We start from the raw sequence: 17,940 nt of genomic DNA, 5'->3' as shown, positions 1-17,940 counted from the left end.
TATAACCGCTAATTCCGTATAAGTGGAATCCCAGGGCGACATCGCGTAGTGTGGAGCGGCCTTTTTTTCGTCAACCGTGAGCTGCGGCATACCGATACTCAAGGAATAACAATAACATCATGCAAAGTATTACCCCCTCATCGCGATACCAGCAAGCCCTGGATGCGGGCACGCATCAGCCTGATGACGTTCAGCGCGATGCCGTTAACCGTCTGCAGGCTATCTGGCAACAACTGACGCAAACTCCGATTACCCCCCCAGCACGTGGCGGGTTGATGGCGGCTTTCGGCAAATTGCTGGGCAAGAAAGACGAAGCGGCACCAGCCCCGGTACGCGGCTTATATATGTGGGGCGGCGTCGGGCGCGGCAAAACCTGGCTGATGGATATGTTTTATCAAACCCTGCCCGGTAACCGTAAACAGCGTCTGCACTTTCACCGCTTTATGCTGCGCGTCCATGAAGAGTTGACGGCGTTACAGGGAGAGACCGATCCGCTGGAAATCATTGCTGATCGCTTTAAAGCCGACACCGACGTGCTCTGCTTTGATGAGTTTTTTGTGTCGGACATTACCGATGCCATGCTGCTTGGCGGCCTGATGAAAGCGCTGTTCTCGCGCGGCATTACGCTGGTGGCGACATCCAATATTCCGCCGGATGAGCTTTACCGCAACGGCCTGCAACGCGCACGCTTCTTGCCGGCGATTGAGGCGATCAAGGCCAACTGCGATGTGATGAACGTGGATGCGGGCGTGGATTACCGTCTGCGTACCCTGACGCAGGCGCATCTGTGGCTCTCGCCCTTAACTGACGAAACGGCGCAGAAGATGGAAGCACTGTGGCTGGCGCTGGCGGGTACGCCGCGGGAGCAGCAGCCTGAACTTGAGATTAATCATCGCCCGCTGCAAACCCTGGGGGCAGAAAATCAGACGCTGGCGGTTTCTTTTACTACGCTATGCGTCGAGCCACGTAGCCAGCACGATTACATCGCGCTGTCGCGCCTGTATCACACGGTGATGTTGTTCGACGTGCCAGTGATGACACCACTGATGGAGAACGAAGCGCGGCGCTTTATCGCGCTGGTGGATGAATTCTACGAACGTCACGTGAAGCTGGTGGTCAGCGCGCAGGCTCCGCTGCACGAGATCTATCGGGGCGAGCGAGTGAAGTTTGAATTCCAGCGCTGCTTTTCCCGCTTACAGGAGATGCAAAGCGAGGAGTATTTAAAGCGCGAGCATCTGGCCTGATTGCTGCCCCGGCACGGCGTGGGGAAAAGTATCGTCGCAATCACAAAAAGGGGTCGATCTTTGTACCCGACTTCCCTATAATCTTGCGACCCCACGTTACGAGAAAGTTTTTTTCCCAAAACTTTTGTGTGCCGGCATAGGCTATTCGAAGGGGTAGGTTTGCTGGACAATGTCGTGTGAACCTCAACTGACTAAACGTTTGGGTGTTCACCAACGTGTAACTATTTATTGGGTAAGCTTTTAATGAAAACTTTTACAGCTAAACCAGAAACCGTAAAACGCGACTGGTATGTTGTTGACGCGACCGGTAAAACTCTGGGCCGTCTGGCTACCGAACTGGCTCGTCGCCTGCGCGGTAAGCATAAAGCGGAATACACTCCGCACGTAGATACTGGTGATTACATCATCGTTCTGAACGCAGAAAAAGTTGCCGTAACCGGTAACAAGCGTACTGACAAAATGTATTACCATCACACCGGCCACATCGGTGGTATCAAAGAAGCGACCTTTGAAGAGATGATTGCCCGCCGTCCTGAGCGTGTGATTGAAATCGCGGTTAAAGGCATGCTGCCAAAAGGCCCGCTGGGTCGTGCTATGTACCGTAAACTGAAAGTTTACGCGGGTAACGAGCACAACCACGCGGCACAGCAACCGCAAGTTCTGGACATCTAATCGGGATTATGGCAATGGCTGAAAATCAATACTACGGCACTGGTCGCCGCAAAAGTTCCGCAGCTCGCGTTTTTATCAAACCGGGCAGTGGCAAAATCGTTATCAACCAACGTTCTCTGGAACAGTACTTCGGTCGTGAAACTGCCCGCATGGTAGTTCGTCAGCCGCTGGAACTGGTCGACATGGTTGAGAAATTCGATCTCTACATCACCGTTAAAGGTGGTGGTACTTCTGGTCAGGCTGGTGCGATCCGTCACGGTATCACCCGCGCTCTGATGGAGTACGACGAGTCCCTGCGTGGCGAACTGCGTAAAGCTGGCTTCGTTACTCGTGATGCTCGTGAAGTTGAACGTAAGAAAGTCGGCCTGCGTAAAGCACGTCGTCGTCCTCAGTTCTCCAAACGTTAATCTGTTTCTGCTCACGCAGAATACAGTTGGCGAAAAAACCCGCTCCGGCGGGTTTTTTTATGCCTGAAAATTTAGTTATCCATCCTAATCGATTGATTCCTGCCTCTTTTTGAGCATTTGCGCAATACCCTCACCACAAAGCCCGCAAAATCTGGTAAACTATCATCCAATTTTGTGCCCAAATGCCGGGGATAGTTCATTTTTTGTTTGAATATTGAACAACGAAATGTACCCGGGTGGATGGATTACTTACATCTGGCGAGCCACGTTGTGGTTTGCAGCAGTAATATTCTGAATATACCTGGAGGTTTTCATGGCTGTCGCTGCCAACAAACGTTCGGTAATGACGCTGTTTTCTGGTCCTACTGACATCTATAGCCACCAAGTCCGCATCGTGCTGGCCGAGAAAGGTGTTAGTTTTGAAATTGAGCATGTGGAGAAGGATCATCCGCCTCAGGATCTGATTGACCTCAACCCGAATCAAAGCGTACCGACACTTGTAGATCGCGAGCTGACCCTATGGGAATCTCGCATCATTATGGAATATCTGGATGAGCGTTTTCCGCATCCGCCGCTGATGCCGGTATACCCGGTTGCGCGTGGTGAAAGCCGCCTGTACATGCAGCGTATCGAAAAAGACTGGTACTCATTGATGAACGTTGTCGTGAACAGCACCGGTGCTCAGGCGGATACCGCCCGTAAACAGCTGCGTGAAGAGCTGCTCGCAATCGCGCCGGTATTTGGACAGAAGCCTTACTTCCTGAGCGATGAGTTTAGCCTGGTCGACTGCTATCTGGCACCGCTGTTATGGCGTCTGCCGCAACTGGGTATTGAACTCAGCGGCGCGGGTGCCAAAGAGCTGAAAGGCTACATGACTCGTGTATTTGAACGCGATTCTTTCCTCGCTTCACTGACAGAAGCCGAACGCGAAATGCGCCTTGGCCGGGGTTAAAAAGCATGGAAATGTCACAACTGTCTCCACGCCGTCCGTATCTGCTGCGCGCATTCTATGAATGGTTGCTGGATAACCAGCTCACGCCGCATCTGGTGGTAGATGTGACCCTGGAAGGTGTGCGTGTGCCAATGGAATATGCTCGTGACGGGCAGATTGTGTTGAATATCGCGCCGCGTGCTGTCGGCAATCTGGAACTGGCTAACGACGAAGTGCGCTTCAACGCGCGTTTCGGTGGTGTGCCGCGCCAGGTGTACGTTCCGCTGGCTGCCGTACTGGCAATTTATGCCCGTGAAAACGGCGCAGGCACCATGTTTGAGCCGGAAGCGGCTTATGATGGTGATGCCATTTCTCTCAACGACGATGACGAGAGCGCCCCGTCAGAAAGTGAAACGGTCATGTCGGTTATCGATGGCGACAAGCCCGATAACAGTGATGACAACGATCCTGATGACGATCCGCCGCCGCGCGGTGGCCGTCCGGCGTTACGCGTTGTGAAGTAAACTAACAGGCCCCGACGGGCCTGTTTTTTTGCCTTCGATAACTCCCACCGCGCGCCGACGCTGGTCCACCTTTCGCCAGCCTAATATTCCTGTGTTATGATGACCTTGCTGTCACACTCTACTTATCCGGGCGCTATGAACGCATTTGATCCTGACTCTGACCATTCTGCTGAGAACATTGCGCACAAGCTGCGTCGTCGCCCACTGGCGCGTAAAAAGCTCTCGGAGATGGTGGAAGAAGAGCTGGAGCAGATGATCCGCCGCCGTGAAGTGGCCGAGGGCGAGCAGCTACCGTCCGAGCGTGAACTGATGGCGCTGTTCAACGTTGGCCGCCCGTCGGTGCGTGAAGCGCTGGCCGCATTAAAGCGTAAGGGCCTTGTGCAGATCAGCAACGGCGAACGGGCGCGCGTGTCGCGGCCCACTGCCGATACCATTGTCAGCGAGCTGTCCGGCATGGCGAAAGATTTCCTTTCACGGCCTGGTGGTATCGCCCATTTTGAACAACTGCGTCTGTTCTTTGAATCCAGTCTCGTGCGTTACGCCGCCGAGCACGCCACCGAGGCGCAGATTGAACAGCTCAGTAAAGCGCTGGAGTGGAACAGTCAGACGCTGGATGATAACGCGCTTTTCATCCGCTCTGATGTCGAGTTTCACCGTGTACTGGCGCAGATCCCCGGTAATCCTATCTTTAATGCCATTCATCTTTCGCTGCTCGACTGGCTGATCGCCGCCCGGCCGACCGTACCGGAAAAAGAACTGCATCAGCATAATAATGTCAGCTATCAGCAACATATCGAGATAGTCAATGCGATCCGCCAGCGCGATCCTGACGCCGCCGATCGTGCTCTGCATACCCATCTGAACAGCGTTTTTGCCACCTGGCACGTCTTCGACAAAAAGAAAAAATCCCGCACCTGATCCCGTAATGTCCTGACGATCCCCGCACGATCATTTAGTGAGGCAGATCGCATTCCCTGCGTTTGGGGAGTGAAATGTCTATTTTATGATCTGGTATAACAGGTATAAAGGTATATAGTCATGCAATCGTAACCCGTCAGGAGAAGTTCATGTCTGTTCAGTTAAAAGGCGTTATGCCCGCGCTGTTAACCCCGTTCGACGCCAGCGAAAATCTGGATACCGAAAGTCTGCGCCGTCTGGTGCGCTTCAATATCAGTCAGGGAATTGATGGGCTGTACGTCGGCGGATCCACCGGCGAAGCTTTTGTCCAGAGCACTAAAGAACGTGAAGAAGTGCTGGAGATCGTGGCCGAAGAAGCCAAAGGCAAAATTACGCTGATTGCACATGTCGGCACCGTCAGCACCCGGGAAACGCAGCAACTGGCGAAAGCGGCCAGCCGTTACGGATTTGATGCGGTATCCGCCGTCACGCCGTTCTACTATCCCTTCAGTTTCGCTGAGCACTGCGATCACTACCGGGCGGCCATTGATGCGGCCGATGGTCTGCCGATGGTGGTTTATAACATCCCGGCGCTGAGCGGCGTGAAGCTAACGCTCGATCAAATCAGCACGCTGGTCACGTTGCCAGGCGTCGGCGCGCTGAAACAGACTTCGGGCGATCTCTTTCAGATGGAGCAGATCCATCGCGCCCATCCGGAGCTGGTGCTTTATAACGGTTATGACGAAATCTTTGCCTCTGGTCTGCTGGCCGGGGCGAATGGCGGTATCGGCAGCACCTATAACATCATGGGCTGGCGCTACATGGGGATTGTCCGCGCGCTGGCCGAAGGCGACAACACCACCGCGCAGCGTTTGCAGACCGAGTGTAATAAAGTGATCGACCTGCTGATCAAGGTGGGCGTTTTCCGCGGTCTGAAAACCGTGCTGCACTATATGGACGTGCTGGCGGTGCCGCTGTGCCGTAAACCCTTCGCCCCGGTTGATGAACACTACCTGCCAGCGTTGCAAGCCCTGGCGGATCAGTTGCTTGCTGAAAAGCGCTAACCTGATGCCGGGCGGCAACAGGTCAGCCCGGCCCTGAATAAACAGACCGAGCGTCGGGAGTACATTATGACTATGCCTGCCCAAAGCATCCCGTGGTATCGCCATCTTGATCGCAGTCAGTGGCGGGCGTTCAGCGCCGCCTGGCTTGGTTATCTGCTGGATGGTTTTGATTTTGTCTTGATCGCGCTGGTGTTAACCGAGATCCAGGGCGAGTTCGGCCTGACCACGGTGCAGGCGGCAAGTCTGATTTCTGCCGCCTTTATTTCCCGCTGGTTCGGCGGGCTGATGCTGGGGGCGATGGGTGACCGCTACGGTCGACGCCTCGCAATGGTCACCAGCATTATTTTATTCTCCGTCGGAACGCTGGCCTGTGGTTTTGCGCCGGGCTACACCACCATGTTTATCGCCCGTCTGGTGATCGGCATGGGAATGGCGGGCGAATATGGCTCCAGCGCCACCTACGTGATTGAAAGCTGGCCGAAGCAGCTGCGCAACAAGGCGAGCGGCTTTTTAATCTCCGGTTTCTCTGTTGGCGCGGTCATCGCGGCTCAGGTCTACAGCCTGGTGGTGCCGGTATGGGGCTGGCGCGCGCTGTTTTTTATCGGCATCGTGCCAATCGTTTTCGCCCTCTGGCTGCGTAAAAACATCCCGGAAGCGGAAGACTGGCAGCAAAAACACGCCGGTAAAGCACCGGTGCGCACCATGGTCGATATTCTTTATCGGGGAAAACGTCGCGTCCTGAACGTGCTGATGACGGTGATTGCCGCCGCTGCACTGTGGTACTGCTTTGCCGCGCAGATGAAAAATATGGGACTGGTGATCGCCTTTGGCCTGCTGTGTGCGGCGATCTTTATCAGCTTTATGGTGCAAAGCAGCGGCAAACGCTGGCCGACGGGCGTGATGCTGATGGTGGTGGTGCTGTTTGCTTTCCTCTATTCATGGCCGATTCAGGCGCTGTTGCCGACGTACCTGAAGACCGACCTGGCATACGATCCGTCGACGGTCGCGCGGGTGCTGTTCTTCAGCGGCTTTGGCGCGGCGGTGGGCTGCTGTGTGGGTGGTTTTCTTGGCGACTGGCTGGGTACGCGTAAAGCCTATGTTTACAGCCTGCTGGCCTCGCAGCTGTTGATCATTCCGGTCTTTGCCATAGGTGGCGCTAATATCTGGGTGCTGGGTTTCTTACTCTTCTTCCAGCAGATGCTGGGGCAGGGGATCTCCGGGATCTTGCCGAAGCTGATCGGCGGCTATTTCGATACCGATCAACGCGCGGCAGGGCTGGGCTTCACCTATAACGTCGGGGCGTTGGGCGGTGCGCTGGCACCCATTATCGGCGCGCTGTTCGCGCAAAAAATGGAGCTGGGCACCGCGCTGGGATCGCTCTCATTCAGCCTGACCTTTGTGGTGATCCTGTTGATTGGTCTTGATATGCCCTCCCGCGTCCAGCGCTGGCTGCGACCGGAAGCCCTGCGCACGCACGATGCCATTGATGGCAAGCCCTTCAGCGGCGCAATGACACACAACCTGGATAAAAGTGACGTACTGAAGGCAAAGAGGGCGGCGAAATGACCACGCTGGCCATCGACATCGGCGGCACCAAACTTGCTGCCGCGCTGGTGGACGACGAGGGGCGATTATCCCGCCGTGCCACGGTACCGACGCCCGCCAGCCGGACACCTGATGCGCTGGAAGCCGCCCTGCGCGATCTGCTGATGCCGCTCTGTCCACAGGCGCAACGCTTTGCCATCGCCTCTACCGGCATTATTCAGGACGGCGTGCTGACGGCCATTAATCCAGACAATCTTGGAGGGCTGGCGCAGTTTCCGCTGGTAGCTTGTGTCGAAAGACTTACCGCTTTACCGGGGATAGCGCTAAACGATGCGCAGGCTGCGGCATGGGCGGAATATCAACCGCTGGCGGCACGCGTGCGCGACATGGTGTTTCTGACCATTTCGACCGGCGTTGGCGGGGGCGTGGTGCGTGACGGCAGGCTGGTTATCGGGAAGGGCGGCCTGGCGGGGCATTTCGGCCATACGCTCGCCGATCCGCACGGGCCGCGCTGTGGCTGCGGGCGTACCGGCTGCGTGGAGGCTATCGCCTCAGGGCGCGGGATCGCGGCGGCCGCGCAGGACGATCTGGCGGGATCGGATGCGAAAACCATTTTTGCCCTCAGCGCACAAGGGCATGACGGTGCCGGGGCGCTGGTGACGCGCTCGGCAGAAGCGCTGGCGCGTCTGATCGCCGATGTGAAAGCGGCTACCGACTGCCAGTGCGTGGTGCTCGGCGGTAGCATTGGCCTGGCGCCGGGTTATCTCACCCGTGTGCAGACGGCGCTGTCACGCGAACCGGCGCGATACCATACCGAATTATTAGCGGCTCACTATCAGCACGATGCCGGACTGCTTGGCGCGGCGTGGTGGGCTAACGGAGTGAAAGCATGATTTATGGCGATATTCACCAGCCGGAAGCGGCAGGGTTACCCGTCGGCTTGCAGAATGCGCTGCGGCAGGCGCTGGCACTCGCACCGGAGCAGTTGTCGCCCGGACGTCACGAGCTCGCCGGTGAGGCATGTTTCATGAACGTGATGCTTTACAGCACGCAGTTGCCGGATACCAAAAAGGCTGAACTCCACCGACAGTATGTGGATGTGCAGATCGTGTTATCTGGTGAAGAACTGATTTATTACGGCGCGGCGGGAAGCGCGCGGAACTGTGATCAGTGGCATGACGAGGAGGATTATCAGCTGTGTGAGCATATCGATAATCAACAGACGCTGATCCTGCGGGCGGGGATGTTTGCGGTGTTTCTGCCCGGCGAACCGCACAAGCCTGGCTGCATCACGGGGCTGGAAAGTGAAGTAAAAAAAGCGGTGATTAAAGTTCACCGCGCTGAGATCACCGGCTAAAAACTGGGGGCGAACATCGCCCCCAAAAGTATTACCAGCGATAGTTCCAGAGAATATGACCGCCGTAGGCGTCATAACTGTTTTCGCCCCATTCGCCTGTGGCGCGCAGCGAGATCGACATGTTTTTGTTGAGATCGCCGCTAATGCCAACTTCCAGTTGCCCACGGTTTTCTGGGGTTTCGTCATGCGCCGATTCATCATTAAACTGAAGATCGTTCATGCCCGCGCCGTTAAGCCAGTTCACGGAAACCCAGGGCTGCCAGGCACCTGGTGTGGTTTTATCCACATTGCTGAAGCGAACCCCGAGGCGTGTCAGGTAGCTGTCGTCATCCGGCGCGGTGATGCGAGTCCCGTCATTTTCCGTGTGATCTTTTTGGTTGAGGTAGCTATAAACGATTTGGCCCTGTGGCTCGACCTTCCAGTGGCGGTTAGTATCGGAGTCCAGAAGCCATGCGTGGCCCGCTTCAATGGAGGCCGCAAAACCATTGCTGCTGTAGTTTTCACGCGTTGCCCGATCGCCCTGCACCCAGCTGTCATACCAGTTTGCTGCAACCCAGCTATCGATGTAGCTACCCAGGCGTAATTCAGGATCTTGCTGCCAGGTCGCATAAAGACCGACATTGTAGCCGCTGACGTGGCCCTTCGCGGAGCGCTTGTTTGATGCGGCTTGCGCATGGGTTTCGCTTAAGCCAGCGCCCAGCATGAAACCGGCATGCCATTCGCCCTGTTCGGAAGTACGGGTGAGAATATCGCTACCCATCTGAATGACATGTGTTTTGGTGTCGTAGCTGCCGAGAGCGCCATCAACGTTGCTGTCATGGTAGCGTCCACGGACATACATCCAGCCATTTTTCTCTTCACTGCCCCGTGCCAGCAATTGTTCACGATCGTCACGTTTGTGGATAAACATCTGCTGAGCAGCCATATAGTTACCCAGATAGGCGCTGGTTTCTGGATTTAATACTTCTGGCGGAGTGGGATCGTTATCGCCGCCGTTGTCGCCGCCGTTGTCGCCGCCGTTATCGCCGCCGTTGTCGCCGCCGTTATCGCCGCCGTTGTCACCGCCGTTGTCGCCACCGTTGTCGCCGCCGTTATCGCCGCCGTTGTTGCCACCGTTGTCACCGCCGTTGTTGCCGCCGTTATCGTCATCCTTTTTTTCAGAAACGAGGAACCAGTCTTTATTTTTTTTCGTCAGATCGTATTCCCACTTGCCGACTGTCGCCGGCGCAGCAAGGGTGAAGGTGGCATCGGAAGAGCCACCTACCGATATAATCTCAATACCGTTAATTGTTTGCGCGCCCTGTCCGCCGATATTGGTGAGCGCCACCTTCGACTCGCCGCGAGTACTGCCGGTGATGGTCAGTCGGTCAGTCGCAGCGTTGTCATCCGCAAGTGTGGTATTCATGATGAGCTTGCTGCCCGCAGTGCCAGCATAATCACCATTGATGGTAAAGCGTTGTCCCGGTTGGGTGGCCGTGCTACCAATAATCAACGAGCCGCTATTGTTGACGTTGCCATTCACGGTATCTGCGGTAGAAGAAGCCGTATTGCCTGCTGTCGCCACATTCCAGGCCGCAAGGGTGCCGCCTGCCATAATATCGATATTTCCCGTTACTGAACCGTTACTGGCGAGCGTCGCACTATTATTGATTGTGATGGTGGCCGGTGCGGCAGTGGTACCCAGCAAGCTATCCTGTGCGATTAATGTGGTGCCGCCATTGAGTTCAGTCCCGCCAGTGTAACTAAAGGTACCGTTGAGCGTCAGGGTACTGGCATCGGATTTCACGACATGGCCGGTGCCGTTTATATCACTGCTGAAGGTTGAATCGCCGCTCTGGTTAAATACCAGCGTACCGTTATTGATTACCGCATCTGAAGTAAATGCCGCGGTATGAGTGGCATCGCCTAACTGCAAGGTAGCACCATTATTAATCGTTGTGCCGCCAGCATTGTTGACCTTTCCGGTCAGTATTAATATGCCGCTGGAAACTTGCAGGGCTTTATCATTCGCTTTCTGATCCAGGTCGTTACCCAGCAAATCAATGTCACCGCTTAATGTCCAGGCTTCACCCGCCATATTCAGTGAGGCAAAACCGTCCCCCTCATTAAGACCGATAAAATTGCTGTCTTCTGTGCCGCTGTCTTTCAGGAGCAATGTATTAGTTTTGGAGTTAGTGCTAAGGACATCGCCTTCAAGAGTAGAGCCTGATAGGAGTACGAGACTATTCTTTTCTGACGACTCGAACTTTATTGCATAATCTTTGCCGCTGATTGTCCCTGCGTTACTTATATTCGCTGAAGCATCATCAATTACAGTAATACCTGTGCCATTTTCACTTATAATTTTTCCATCGTTTTGTAACGATGCTTTATCATGTTTTACCAGGATCGCATCGCCGTTTTCAGATTTAATTAAATCATGGTTTTCTAAGGCGAAATTATTCTCACCAATAATGGCGTTCTCTTTTCCTGAAATAGTTGCGCCTTCATTGTTAATGATTTCTAATTGCGCGCTACTGATGATCCTTATACCATAGGTATTTCCTTCAATGACGTTATTGTTGATTAGCTTTCCTTCCATGTCATTGATATTTATGGCTCCCCCAACGCTGTTTTTCACAGTCCCATTGTTGGTAATATTTTTAATAAAGGAGCCATTAACATTCAAAGTAGGGGACATGGGTGAGTTTATGTCTAACACTGTCCCCGTATTTATATCGTAAAATTCGGCGGAGTCATCTAATTCGCCAGGCACGGTAATGGTCGTTGCAAATGCTACCGAAGAAGAACATAAAAAAACCGCTGGCATTAATTTCAATATTGATTTGGTGATCAGGTTCAGTTGATGTGGTGTATACGACATAATTACTTCCATTGTAAGCATTGAAATAAGCGAGAAATGCTATTCCTATGTCTTTACCAAGTAAACGCGATAGTCGATAACGGCAGGTTGATGGTTACAAATGACGTTCATTTTAAGATGATATTATTTGGCTGGTGAATTTAATCATATGTACTAATGATTAAAGTAAATGTTTAGTGTGAAAAATTGTGATGCTGTCGAGGATTAAGGCAGAAACAGCTAATAGAATGATTAATTATGTAACAGGTTAAAAATATGAATCACCGTGGCGGTGCAGGATCACACCACCACGGCGAGGGCTTACACTTCCAGCCAGTTCATAATACCTTCTGCCGCTTTACGCCCTTCGGCGATCGCGGTGACCACCAGATCCGATCCACGCACAATGTCGCCACCGGCAAAGATTTTCGGGTTGCTGGTCTGGAAGGCGTTTTCATTGCCTTCCGGCGCGATGATACGGCCCTGCGAATCCAGCTCGACGCTGTGTTTCGCCAGCCACTCCATGCTGTGCGGGCGGAAACCAAACGCCATGACCACCGCATCGGCCGGTAATACGTGTTCTGAGCCCGGCACGATCTCCGCACGACGGCGGCCATGGGCATCCGGCGCACCCATTTCGGTACGCGCCATCTTCACGCCGCTCACTTTGCCGTTGGCATTCACTTCAATGCCCAGCGGCTGCACGTTGAACTGGAACTCAACGCCTTCTTCACGGGCATTTTTTACTTCGCGACGTGAACCCGGCATGTTTTCTTCATCACGACGATAGGCACAGGTAACGTGCGTGGCGCCCTGACGGACAGACGTGCGCACGCAGTCCATCGCCGTATCGCCACCGCCCAGCACTACCACGCGACGACCTTCCATACTGACGAACGGCTCGTCCGGCGTTTCGCCAAAGCCCATTAGCTGCTTCGTGTTGGCGATGAGGAACGGCAGAGCGTCAAACACGCCAGAGGCGTCTTCATTCTCTAACCCGCCGCGCATTGACTGATAGGTGCCGACGCCAAGGAACACGGCATCGTAATCCTTCAGTAAATCGTCAAGCTGCACGTCACGGCCGACTTCCACGTTCAGTTTGAACTCAATCCCCATGCCGGTGAAAATTTCACGGCGACGGGTCATGACCTCTTTTTCCAGCTTAAAGGCCGGAATACCAAACGTCAGCAGGCCACCGATCTCCGGGTGGCGATCAAATACCACCGCTTTTACGCCGTTGCGGGTCAGCACATCGGCACACGCCAGACCTGCCGGGCCTGCGCCGATAATCGCCACGCGCTTATCCGTCTGGCGAACGCCGGTCATATCCGGACGCCAGCCCATCTCGAACGCTTTATCGCTGATATAGCGTTCAATATTGCCGATGGTAACCGCGCCAAACTCGTCGTTAAGCGTACAGGAACCTTCGCACAGGCGATCCTGCGGGCATACGCGGCCACAGACTTCCGGCAGGGTGTTGGTCTGATGCGCCAGCTCAGCCGCTTCAAAAATGCGCCCTTCGTTGGCCAGCTTCAGCCAGTTTGGAATGTAGTTATGGACCGGACATTTCCACTCGCAGTAGGGATTGCCGCAGGACAGGCAGCGATCTGCCTGTGCTTTGGCCTGGCCTTCTGAAAACGGCTCGTAAATTTCAACAAACTCTATTTTACGGATCTTCAGCGCTTTTTTCGGCGGATCGACGCGCTGTAAGTCAATAAATTGATAGACATTCTGACTCATTGCTTCCCCTTACTGCGCCTGCACCCGCAGCTCAGCTGCGGAACGACTACGGTGACCCAACAGTGCTTTAACATCGCTGGACTTCGGTTTAACCAGCGCGAATCTGGTGGAGAACGCTGGCCAGTTCGCCAGGATTTCTTCGCCGCGTGAAGAGCCCGTATGCTGTACGTGCTCGGTGATCAAACCACGCAGATGCTCTTCATGGATAGCAAGATCATCGACGCTCAGCACTTCCACCAGCTCCGGGTTAACACGCTTACGGAATTCGCCGTCTTCATCCAGTACGTAGGCGAAGCCGCCCGTCATACCGGCACCGAAGTTAACGCCCGTTTTACCCAGAATGCAGACAATACCGCCGGTCATATATTCACAACCGTTATCGCCGATGCCTTCTACAACGGTGATTGCACCGGAGTTACGCACAGCAAAACGTTCGCCCGCGCGGCCTGCGGCATACAGACGGCCACCGGTTGCACCATACAGACAGGTGTTACCGATAATGCTCGCCTTATGACTGAGGAACGCTGAACCCACCGGCGGACGCACCGCCAGCAGCCCGCCCGCCATGCCTTTACCGACATAGTCGTTGGCATCGCCGGTCAGGTACAGCTCCACGCCACCCGCGTTCCACACACCAAAGCTCTGGCCAGCAGTACCGCTGAAGTGCGCTTTGATCGGATCGGCTGCCAGCCCCTGATCGCCATGCTTCTGGGCGATATAACCGGACAGCGACGCGCCAACGGAGCGGTCGGTGTTACGAATATCAAACCAGAAGGTTTTGCTCTGGCCGTCGTCCACATAGGGCTTCGCCTGCGACAGCAACTGCGCGTTCAGCACACCGTTATCAAACGGCGGATTATGCTCGGTGCAGTGCAGCGCTTTACCCGGATGCGGTTCGGCAGTTTCCAGCAGTTTGCTCAGATCCAGCTTCTGCTGCTTGGCGGTGTAACCTTCCAGCGCGATCAGCAGATCGGTGCGGCCAATCAGATCCACCAGGCGTTTCACGCCCAGCTGCGCCATCAGCTCACGCGTTTCACGGGCGATAAATTCAAAGTAATTGGTCACTTTGAACGGCAGACCGTGGTAATGGTTTTTACGCAGTTTGTCGTCCTGGGTAGCGACGCCGGTGGCGCAGTTGTTCAGGTGGCAAATACGCAGGTATTTACAGCCGAGCGCAACCATCGGACCGGTGCCGAAGCCGAAGCTTTCCGCGCCGAGGATGGCGGCTTTGATAATATCCACGCCGGTTTTCAGACCGCCATCCACCTGCAGGCGGATCTTATGGCGCAAACCGTTAGCAACCAGCGCCTGCTGGGTTTCCACCAGGCCCAGCTCCCACGGACAGCCCGCGTATTTCACGGACGACAGCGGGCTTGCACCGGTGCCGCCGTCGTAACCGGCAATGGTGATCAGATCAGCATAGGCTTTTGCCACGCCGGTGGCGATGGTGCCAACACCAGGCTCAGACACCAGCTTCACGGAGATCATCGCTTTCTGGTTGACCTGTTTTAAGTCAAAAATCAGCTGCGCCAGATCTTCGATGGAGTAAATATCGTGGTGCGGCGGCGGTGAAATCAGCGTCACGCCTGGCACGGAGTAACGCAGTTTAGCGATGTACGGGGTGACTTTATCACCCGGTAACTGACCGCCTTCGCCAGGCTTCGCGCCCTGAGCTACTTTAATCTGGATCACATCGGCATTGACCAGGTAGGCCGGGGTAACGCCAAAACGTCCTGAAGCCACCTGTTTGATGCGCGACACTTTATTGGTGCCATAGCGCGCCGGATCTTCGCCGCCTTCGCCGGAGTTGGAATTGCCGCCGATGCTGTTCATCGCTTCCGCCAGCGCTTCGTGCGCTTCCGGGCTTAACGCACCGATCGACATGGCTGCCGTATCGAAACGCTTGAACAGCTCTTGGGCCGGTTCCACGTCGTCAATGCTGACGGCGTCGGCAGGCGGATTGATCGCCAACAGATCGCGCAGCGTCGCCGCCGGGCGTTCGTTAACCAGCTTCGCATACTGCTGATAATCGCTGTAATCGCCGGTTTGCACTGCCTGTTGCAGCGTGCGCACCACGTCCGGGTTATAGGCGTGGTATTCCCCGCCATGAACGTATTTCAGCAGACCGCCCTGATCCAGTGGCTTACGCGCCAGCCAGGCACGCTTCGACAGGTTCAGCAGATCCTGCTGGAAGTCGCTGAAGCTTGCGCCGCCGATACGGCTGACCACGCCATTGAAGCAAAGGTCTGCCACATCGTCATGCAGACCGACCGCTTCGAACAGCTTCGAGCAGCGATATGAGGCGATGGTCGAGATGCCCATTTTGGACATGATCTTGTACAGACCTTTGTTGATGCCGTTACGGTAGTTCAGCATCACGGTACGGTAGCTTTTCTCGATGGCGCGGGTATCGATCAGTTTCGCCAGGGTTTCATAGGCGAGGTACGGATAGATAGCGGTCGCGCCAAAGCCCAGCAGCACGGCAAAGTGGTGCGGATCGCGCGCGCTGGCGGTTTCAACAATGATGTTGGCGTCGCAGCGCAGATTTTTTTCCACCAGTCGGGTCTGAACCGCGCCCACCGCCATCGGTGCCGGTACCGGCAGACGATTTTTGGCGATGTTGCGATCCGAGAGCACCAGCAGTACCGTGCCGTCGCGTACCATGGCTTCCGCTTTATCACACAGCGCTTTTACCACCTCTTCAAGCGTGCTGTCGTTCACGTCAAAGGTGATATCAAGCGTGTCGGCGCGGTAGTGATGCTCCGTCATGGTGGTGAGCTGTTTGAAATCGGAGTACAGCAGGATCGGCGATTTGAAACTCAGGCGATGCGCCTGGCCTTCTGCTTCACAGAAGACGTTCATTTCGCGGCCAATGCTGGTAGCCAGCGACATCACATGCGCTTCACGCAGCGGATCGATTGGCGGGTTAGTGACCTGCGCAAACTGCTGACGGAAGTAATCGTAAATGATGCGCGGCTGGCTGGAGAGCACGGCAAACGGGGTATCGTCGCCCATTGAACCGACTGCTTCCTGACCGTTTTCGCCCAGCACGCGGATGATAGAGTCCAGCTCTTCCGCGCTGTAGTTAAACTGTTTCTGGTAGCTGCCCAGCAGATCGTCGTCCATTTCGCGGCTGCCAACTTCTTCATCCGGCAGATCTTCAAACGGCACCAGACGACGGACGTTTTTCTCCATCCACTCTTTATAAGGGTGGCGGCTTTTCAGATCGTCATCGGTTTCCGCAGAGTGCAGGATGCGGCCACCGCGCGTGTCGATTACCATCAGCTCGCCCGGTCCGACGCGGCCTTTTTCCACCACTTCGTCCGGCTGATAATCCCAGATACCCACTTCAGAGGCGCAGGTGATCAGCTTATCTTTGGTGATCACGTAGCGCGCCGGACGCAGGCCGTTACGGTCGAGGTTACAGGCTGCGAAACGACCATCGGACATGACGATGCCCGCCGGGCCATCCCACGGCTCCATGTGCATGGAGTTAAAGTCGAAGAACGCGCGCAGCTCCGGATCCATGTCCGGGTTGTTCTGCCAGGCTGGCGGCACCAGCAGACGCATGGCTCGTACGATGTCCATACCGCCGGCAAGCAGCAGCTCCAGCATGTTATCCATGGAACTGGAGTCAGAGCCGGTTTCGTTGACGAACGGCGCGGCGTCATGCAGATCGGGGATCAGCGGCGTCTGGAACTTATAGGTACGCGCGCGCGCCCACTGACGGTTACCGGTGATGGTATTGATTTCACCGTTATGTGCCAGATAGCGGAAGGGCTGCGCCAGCGGCCAGCGCGGTACGGTGTTAGTGGAGAAGCGCTGGTGGAACAGACAAATGGCTGATTCCAGGCGCAGGTCTGCCAGATCCAGGTAGAAGCGCGGCAAATCTGCCGGCATACACAGACCTTTATAGATGTTGACCAGGTTCGACAGGCTACAAACGTAGAAATCTTTATCTTCCACCAGACGCTTTTCAATGCGACGGCGCGCGATAAACAGGCGGCGCTCCATATCACGTGGACGCCAGCCCGCAGGGGCGTTGACAAAGATCTGCTCAATACGTGGCAGCGAGGAGAGGGCGATTTCACCGAGCACCCCTTCATTGGTCGGCACGTCGCGCCAGCCAACAATAGACAGGGTTTCTTGCTGTAGCTCTTCTTCGACAATACGGCGCGAAGCGGCCGCTTTTTCAGGATCCTGATTCAGGAACAGCATGCCAACAGCGTAGTTTTTGGCTAAGCGCCAGCCGCGCTCTTCGGCAACGATGCGGAAGAAACGATCGGGTTTTTGCAGCAGTAAACCGCAGCCATCGCCGGTTTTACCATCAGCAAGGATCGCGCCACGGTGCTGCATTCGGGCCAGTGCGTGAATAGCAGTACGCACTACCTTGTGGCTAGGTTCGCCTTCTATGTGGGCGATCAGGCCGAAACCACAGTTATCCTTCTCAAGGGATTTATCGTACAACATATCAGTGAACCTCCCCAGGCTCTACGGGAGTCCGTCTTAACCGACGCGCACAGGCGCAGAAAGAGCATGGCGACGGGTTTTAAGGCCCTGGGTGTCGCCCTCTTTTTTTTCCTTTTCGCATCGATACACAAGTGTTGAGGACTTGCTTAAGAGGGAATCTCAATTACTGCATAAATATGATGAGCTGACTGCTCATCCAGAAAGCTTCCAGCGGATCCTCAAGTTATCGGGAATCGGCACACAGGTC

General features: G+C 55.1%; 13 protein-coding genes. 10 read left to right on the top strand and 3 right to left on the bottom strand.

The genetic code is table 11. The annotated features are described in order from the left end of the window. Positions 1 to 119: 119 nt before the first annotated feature. From zapE to nanQ, 10 genes are all read left to right on the top strand, one after another. Entirely contained in the window at positions 120 to 1,244 is a 1,125-nt protein-coding gene (zapE, locus tag KW828_RS09915; protein ID WP_218336205.1) for a cell division protein ZapE, read from the top strand. Positions 1,245 to 1,487: 243 nt separating this feature from the next. Further along, on the top strand, positions 1,488 to 1,916 hold the full coding sequence (rplM, locus tag KW828_RS09910) for a 50S ribosomal protein L13 (RefSeq protein WP_017374839.1): 429 nt from the start codon (positions 1,488 to 1,490) through the stop codon (positions 1,914 to 1,916). A gap of 14 nt (positions 1,917 to 1,930) precedes the next feature. Next, complete coding sequence (gene rpsI, locus KW828_RS09905; protein WP_064543072.1) at positions 1,931 to 2,323, top strand: 30S ribosomal protein S9; 393 nt, start codon at positions 1,931 to 1,933, stop codon at positions 2,321 to 2,323. Positions 2,324 to 2,636: 313 nt separating this feature from the next. Then, positions 2,637 to 3,275, top strand: coding sequence for a stringent starvation protein SspA (sspA, locus tag KW828_RS09900; protein WP_072569548.1), 639 nt, complete (start codon positions 2,637 to 2,639; stop codon positions 3,273 to 3,275). A gap of 5 nt (positions 3,276 to 3,280) precedes the next feature. Then, positions 3,281 to 3,778 carry a ClpXP protease specificity-enhancing factor gene (gene sspB / locus KW828_RS09895; RefSeq protein WP_088221653.1) on the top strand — a complete coding sequence of 166 codons (498 nt, stop codon included), beginning with the start codon at positions 3,281 to 3,283 and terminating at the stop codon, positions 3,776 to 3,778. 135 nt (positions 3,779 to 3,913) lie between these two features. Continuing rightward, positions 3,914 to 4,696 carry a transcriptional regulator NanR gene (gene nanR / locus KW828_RS09890; RefSeq protein WP_218336204.1) on the top strand — a complete coding sequence of 261 codons (783 nt, stop codon included), beginning with the start codon at positions 3,914 to 3,916 and terminating at the stop codon, positions 4,694 to 4,696. Positions 4,697 to 4,845: 149 nt separating this feature from the next. After that, positions 4,846 to 5,739 carry an N-acetylneuraminate lyase gene (gene nanA, locus KW828_RS09885; RefSeq protein ID WP_218336203.1) on the top strand — a complete coding sequence of 298 codons (894 nt, stop codon included), beginning with the start codon at positions 4,846 to 4,848 and terminating at the stop codon, positions 5,737 to 5,739. Positions 5,740 to 5,805: 66 nt separating this feature from the next. After that, a complete protein-coding gene (locus tag KW828_RS09880; RefSeq protein WP_218336202.1) occupies positions 5,806 to 7,305 on the top strand; it encodes an MFS transporter in 1,500 nt (499 codons plus the stop codon). Then, positions 7,302 to 8,177, top strand: a complete 876-nt coding sequence (locus KW828_RS09875) for an N-acetylmannosamine kinase (RefSeq protein WP_218336201.1) — start codon at positions 7,302 to 7,304, stop codon at positions 8,175 to 8,177. The genes KW828_RS09880 and KW828_RS09875 overlap by 4 nt, the downstream gene beginning before the upstream one ends. After that, positions 8,174 to 8,641, top strand: coding sequence for an N-acetylneuraminate anomerase (gene nanQ, locus KW828_RS09870; RefSeq protein WP_218336200.1), 468 nt, complete (start codon positions 8,174 to 8,176; stop codon positions 8,639 to 8,641). The genes KW828_RS09875 and nanQ overlap by 4 nt, the downstream gene beginning before the upstream one ends. 31 nt (positions 8,642 to 8,672) lie before the next feature. Here the strand turns inward: nanQ and KW828_RS09865 are convergent, their stop codons facing one another. The 3 genes from KW828_RS09865 to gltB all read right to left on the bottom strand — a co-directional run bounded on the left by KW828_RS09865 (position 8,673) and on the right by gltB (position 17,693). Further along, positions 8,673 to 11,504, bottom strand: coding sequence for an autotransporter outer membrane beta-barrel domain-containing protein (locus KW828_RS09865; protein WP_218336199.1), 2,832 nt, complete (start codon positions 11,502 to 11,504; stop codon positions 8,673 to 8,675). 300 nt (positions 11,505 to 11,804) lie between these two features. Continuing rightward, positions 11,805 to 13,223 (bottom strand): glutamate synthase subunit GltD, encoded by a 1,419-nt coding sequence (gene gltD / locus KW828_RS09860; protein WP_218336198.1) that lies wholly within the window; start codon positions 13,221 to 13,223, stop codon positions 11,805 to 11,807. A gap of 9 nt (positions 13,224 to 13,232) precedes the next feature. Continuing rightward, positions 13,233 to 17,693 (bottom strand): glutamate synthase large subunit, encoded by a 4,461-nt coding sequence (gene gltB, locus KW828_RS09855; protein WP_218336197.1) that lies wholly within the window; start codon positions 17,691 to 17,693, stop codon positions 13,233 to 13,235. Positions 17,694 to 17,940: the final 247 nt, after the last annotated feature.

The sequence above is a fragment of the Enterobacter sp. ENT03 genome (genome assembly GCF_019218745.1).
Classification (GTDB): domain Bacteria; phylum Pseudomonadota; class Gammaproteobacteria; order Enterobacterales; family Enterobacteriaceae; genus Enterobacter_D.
The sequence above is the reverse complement of the archived record's forward strand: the minus strand, read 5'-3'. Positions and strand labels throughout refer to the sequence as shown.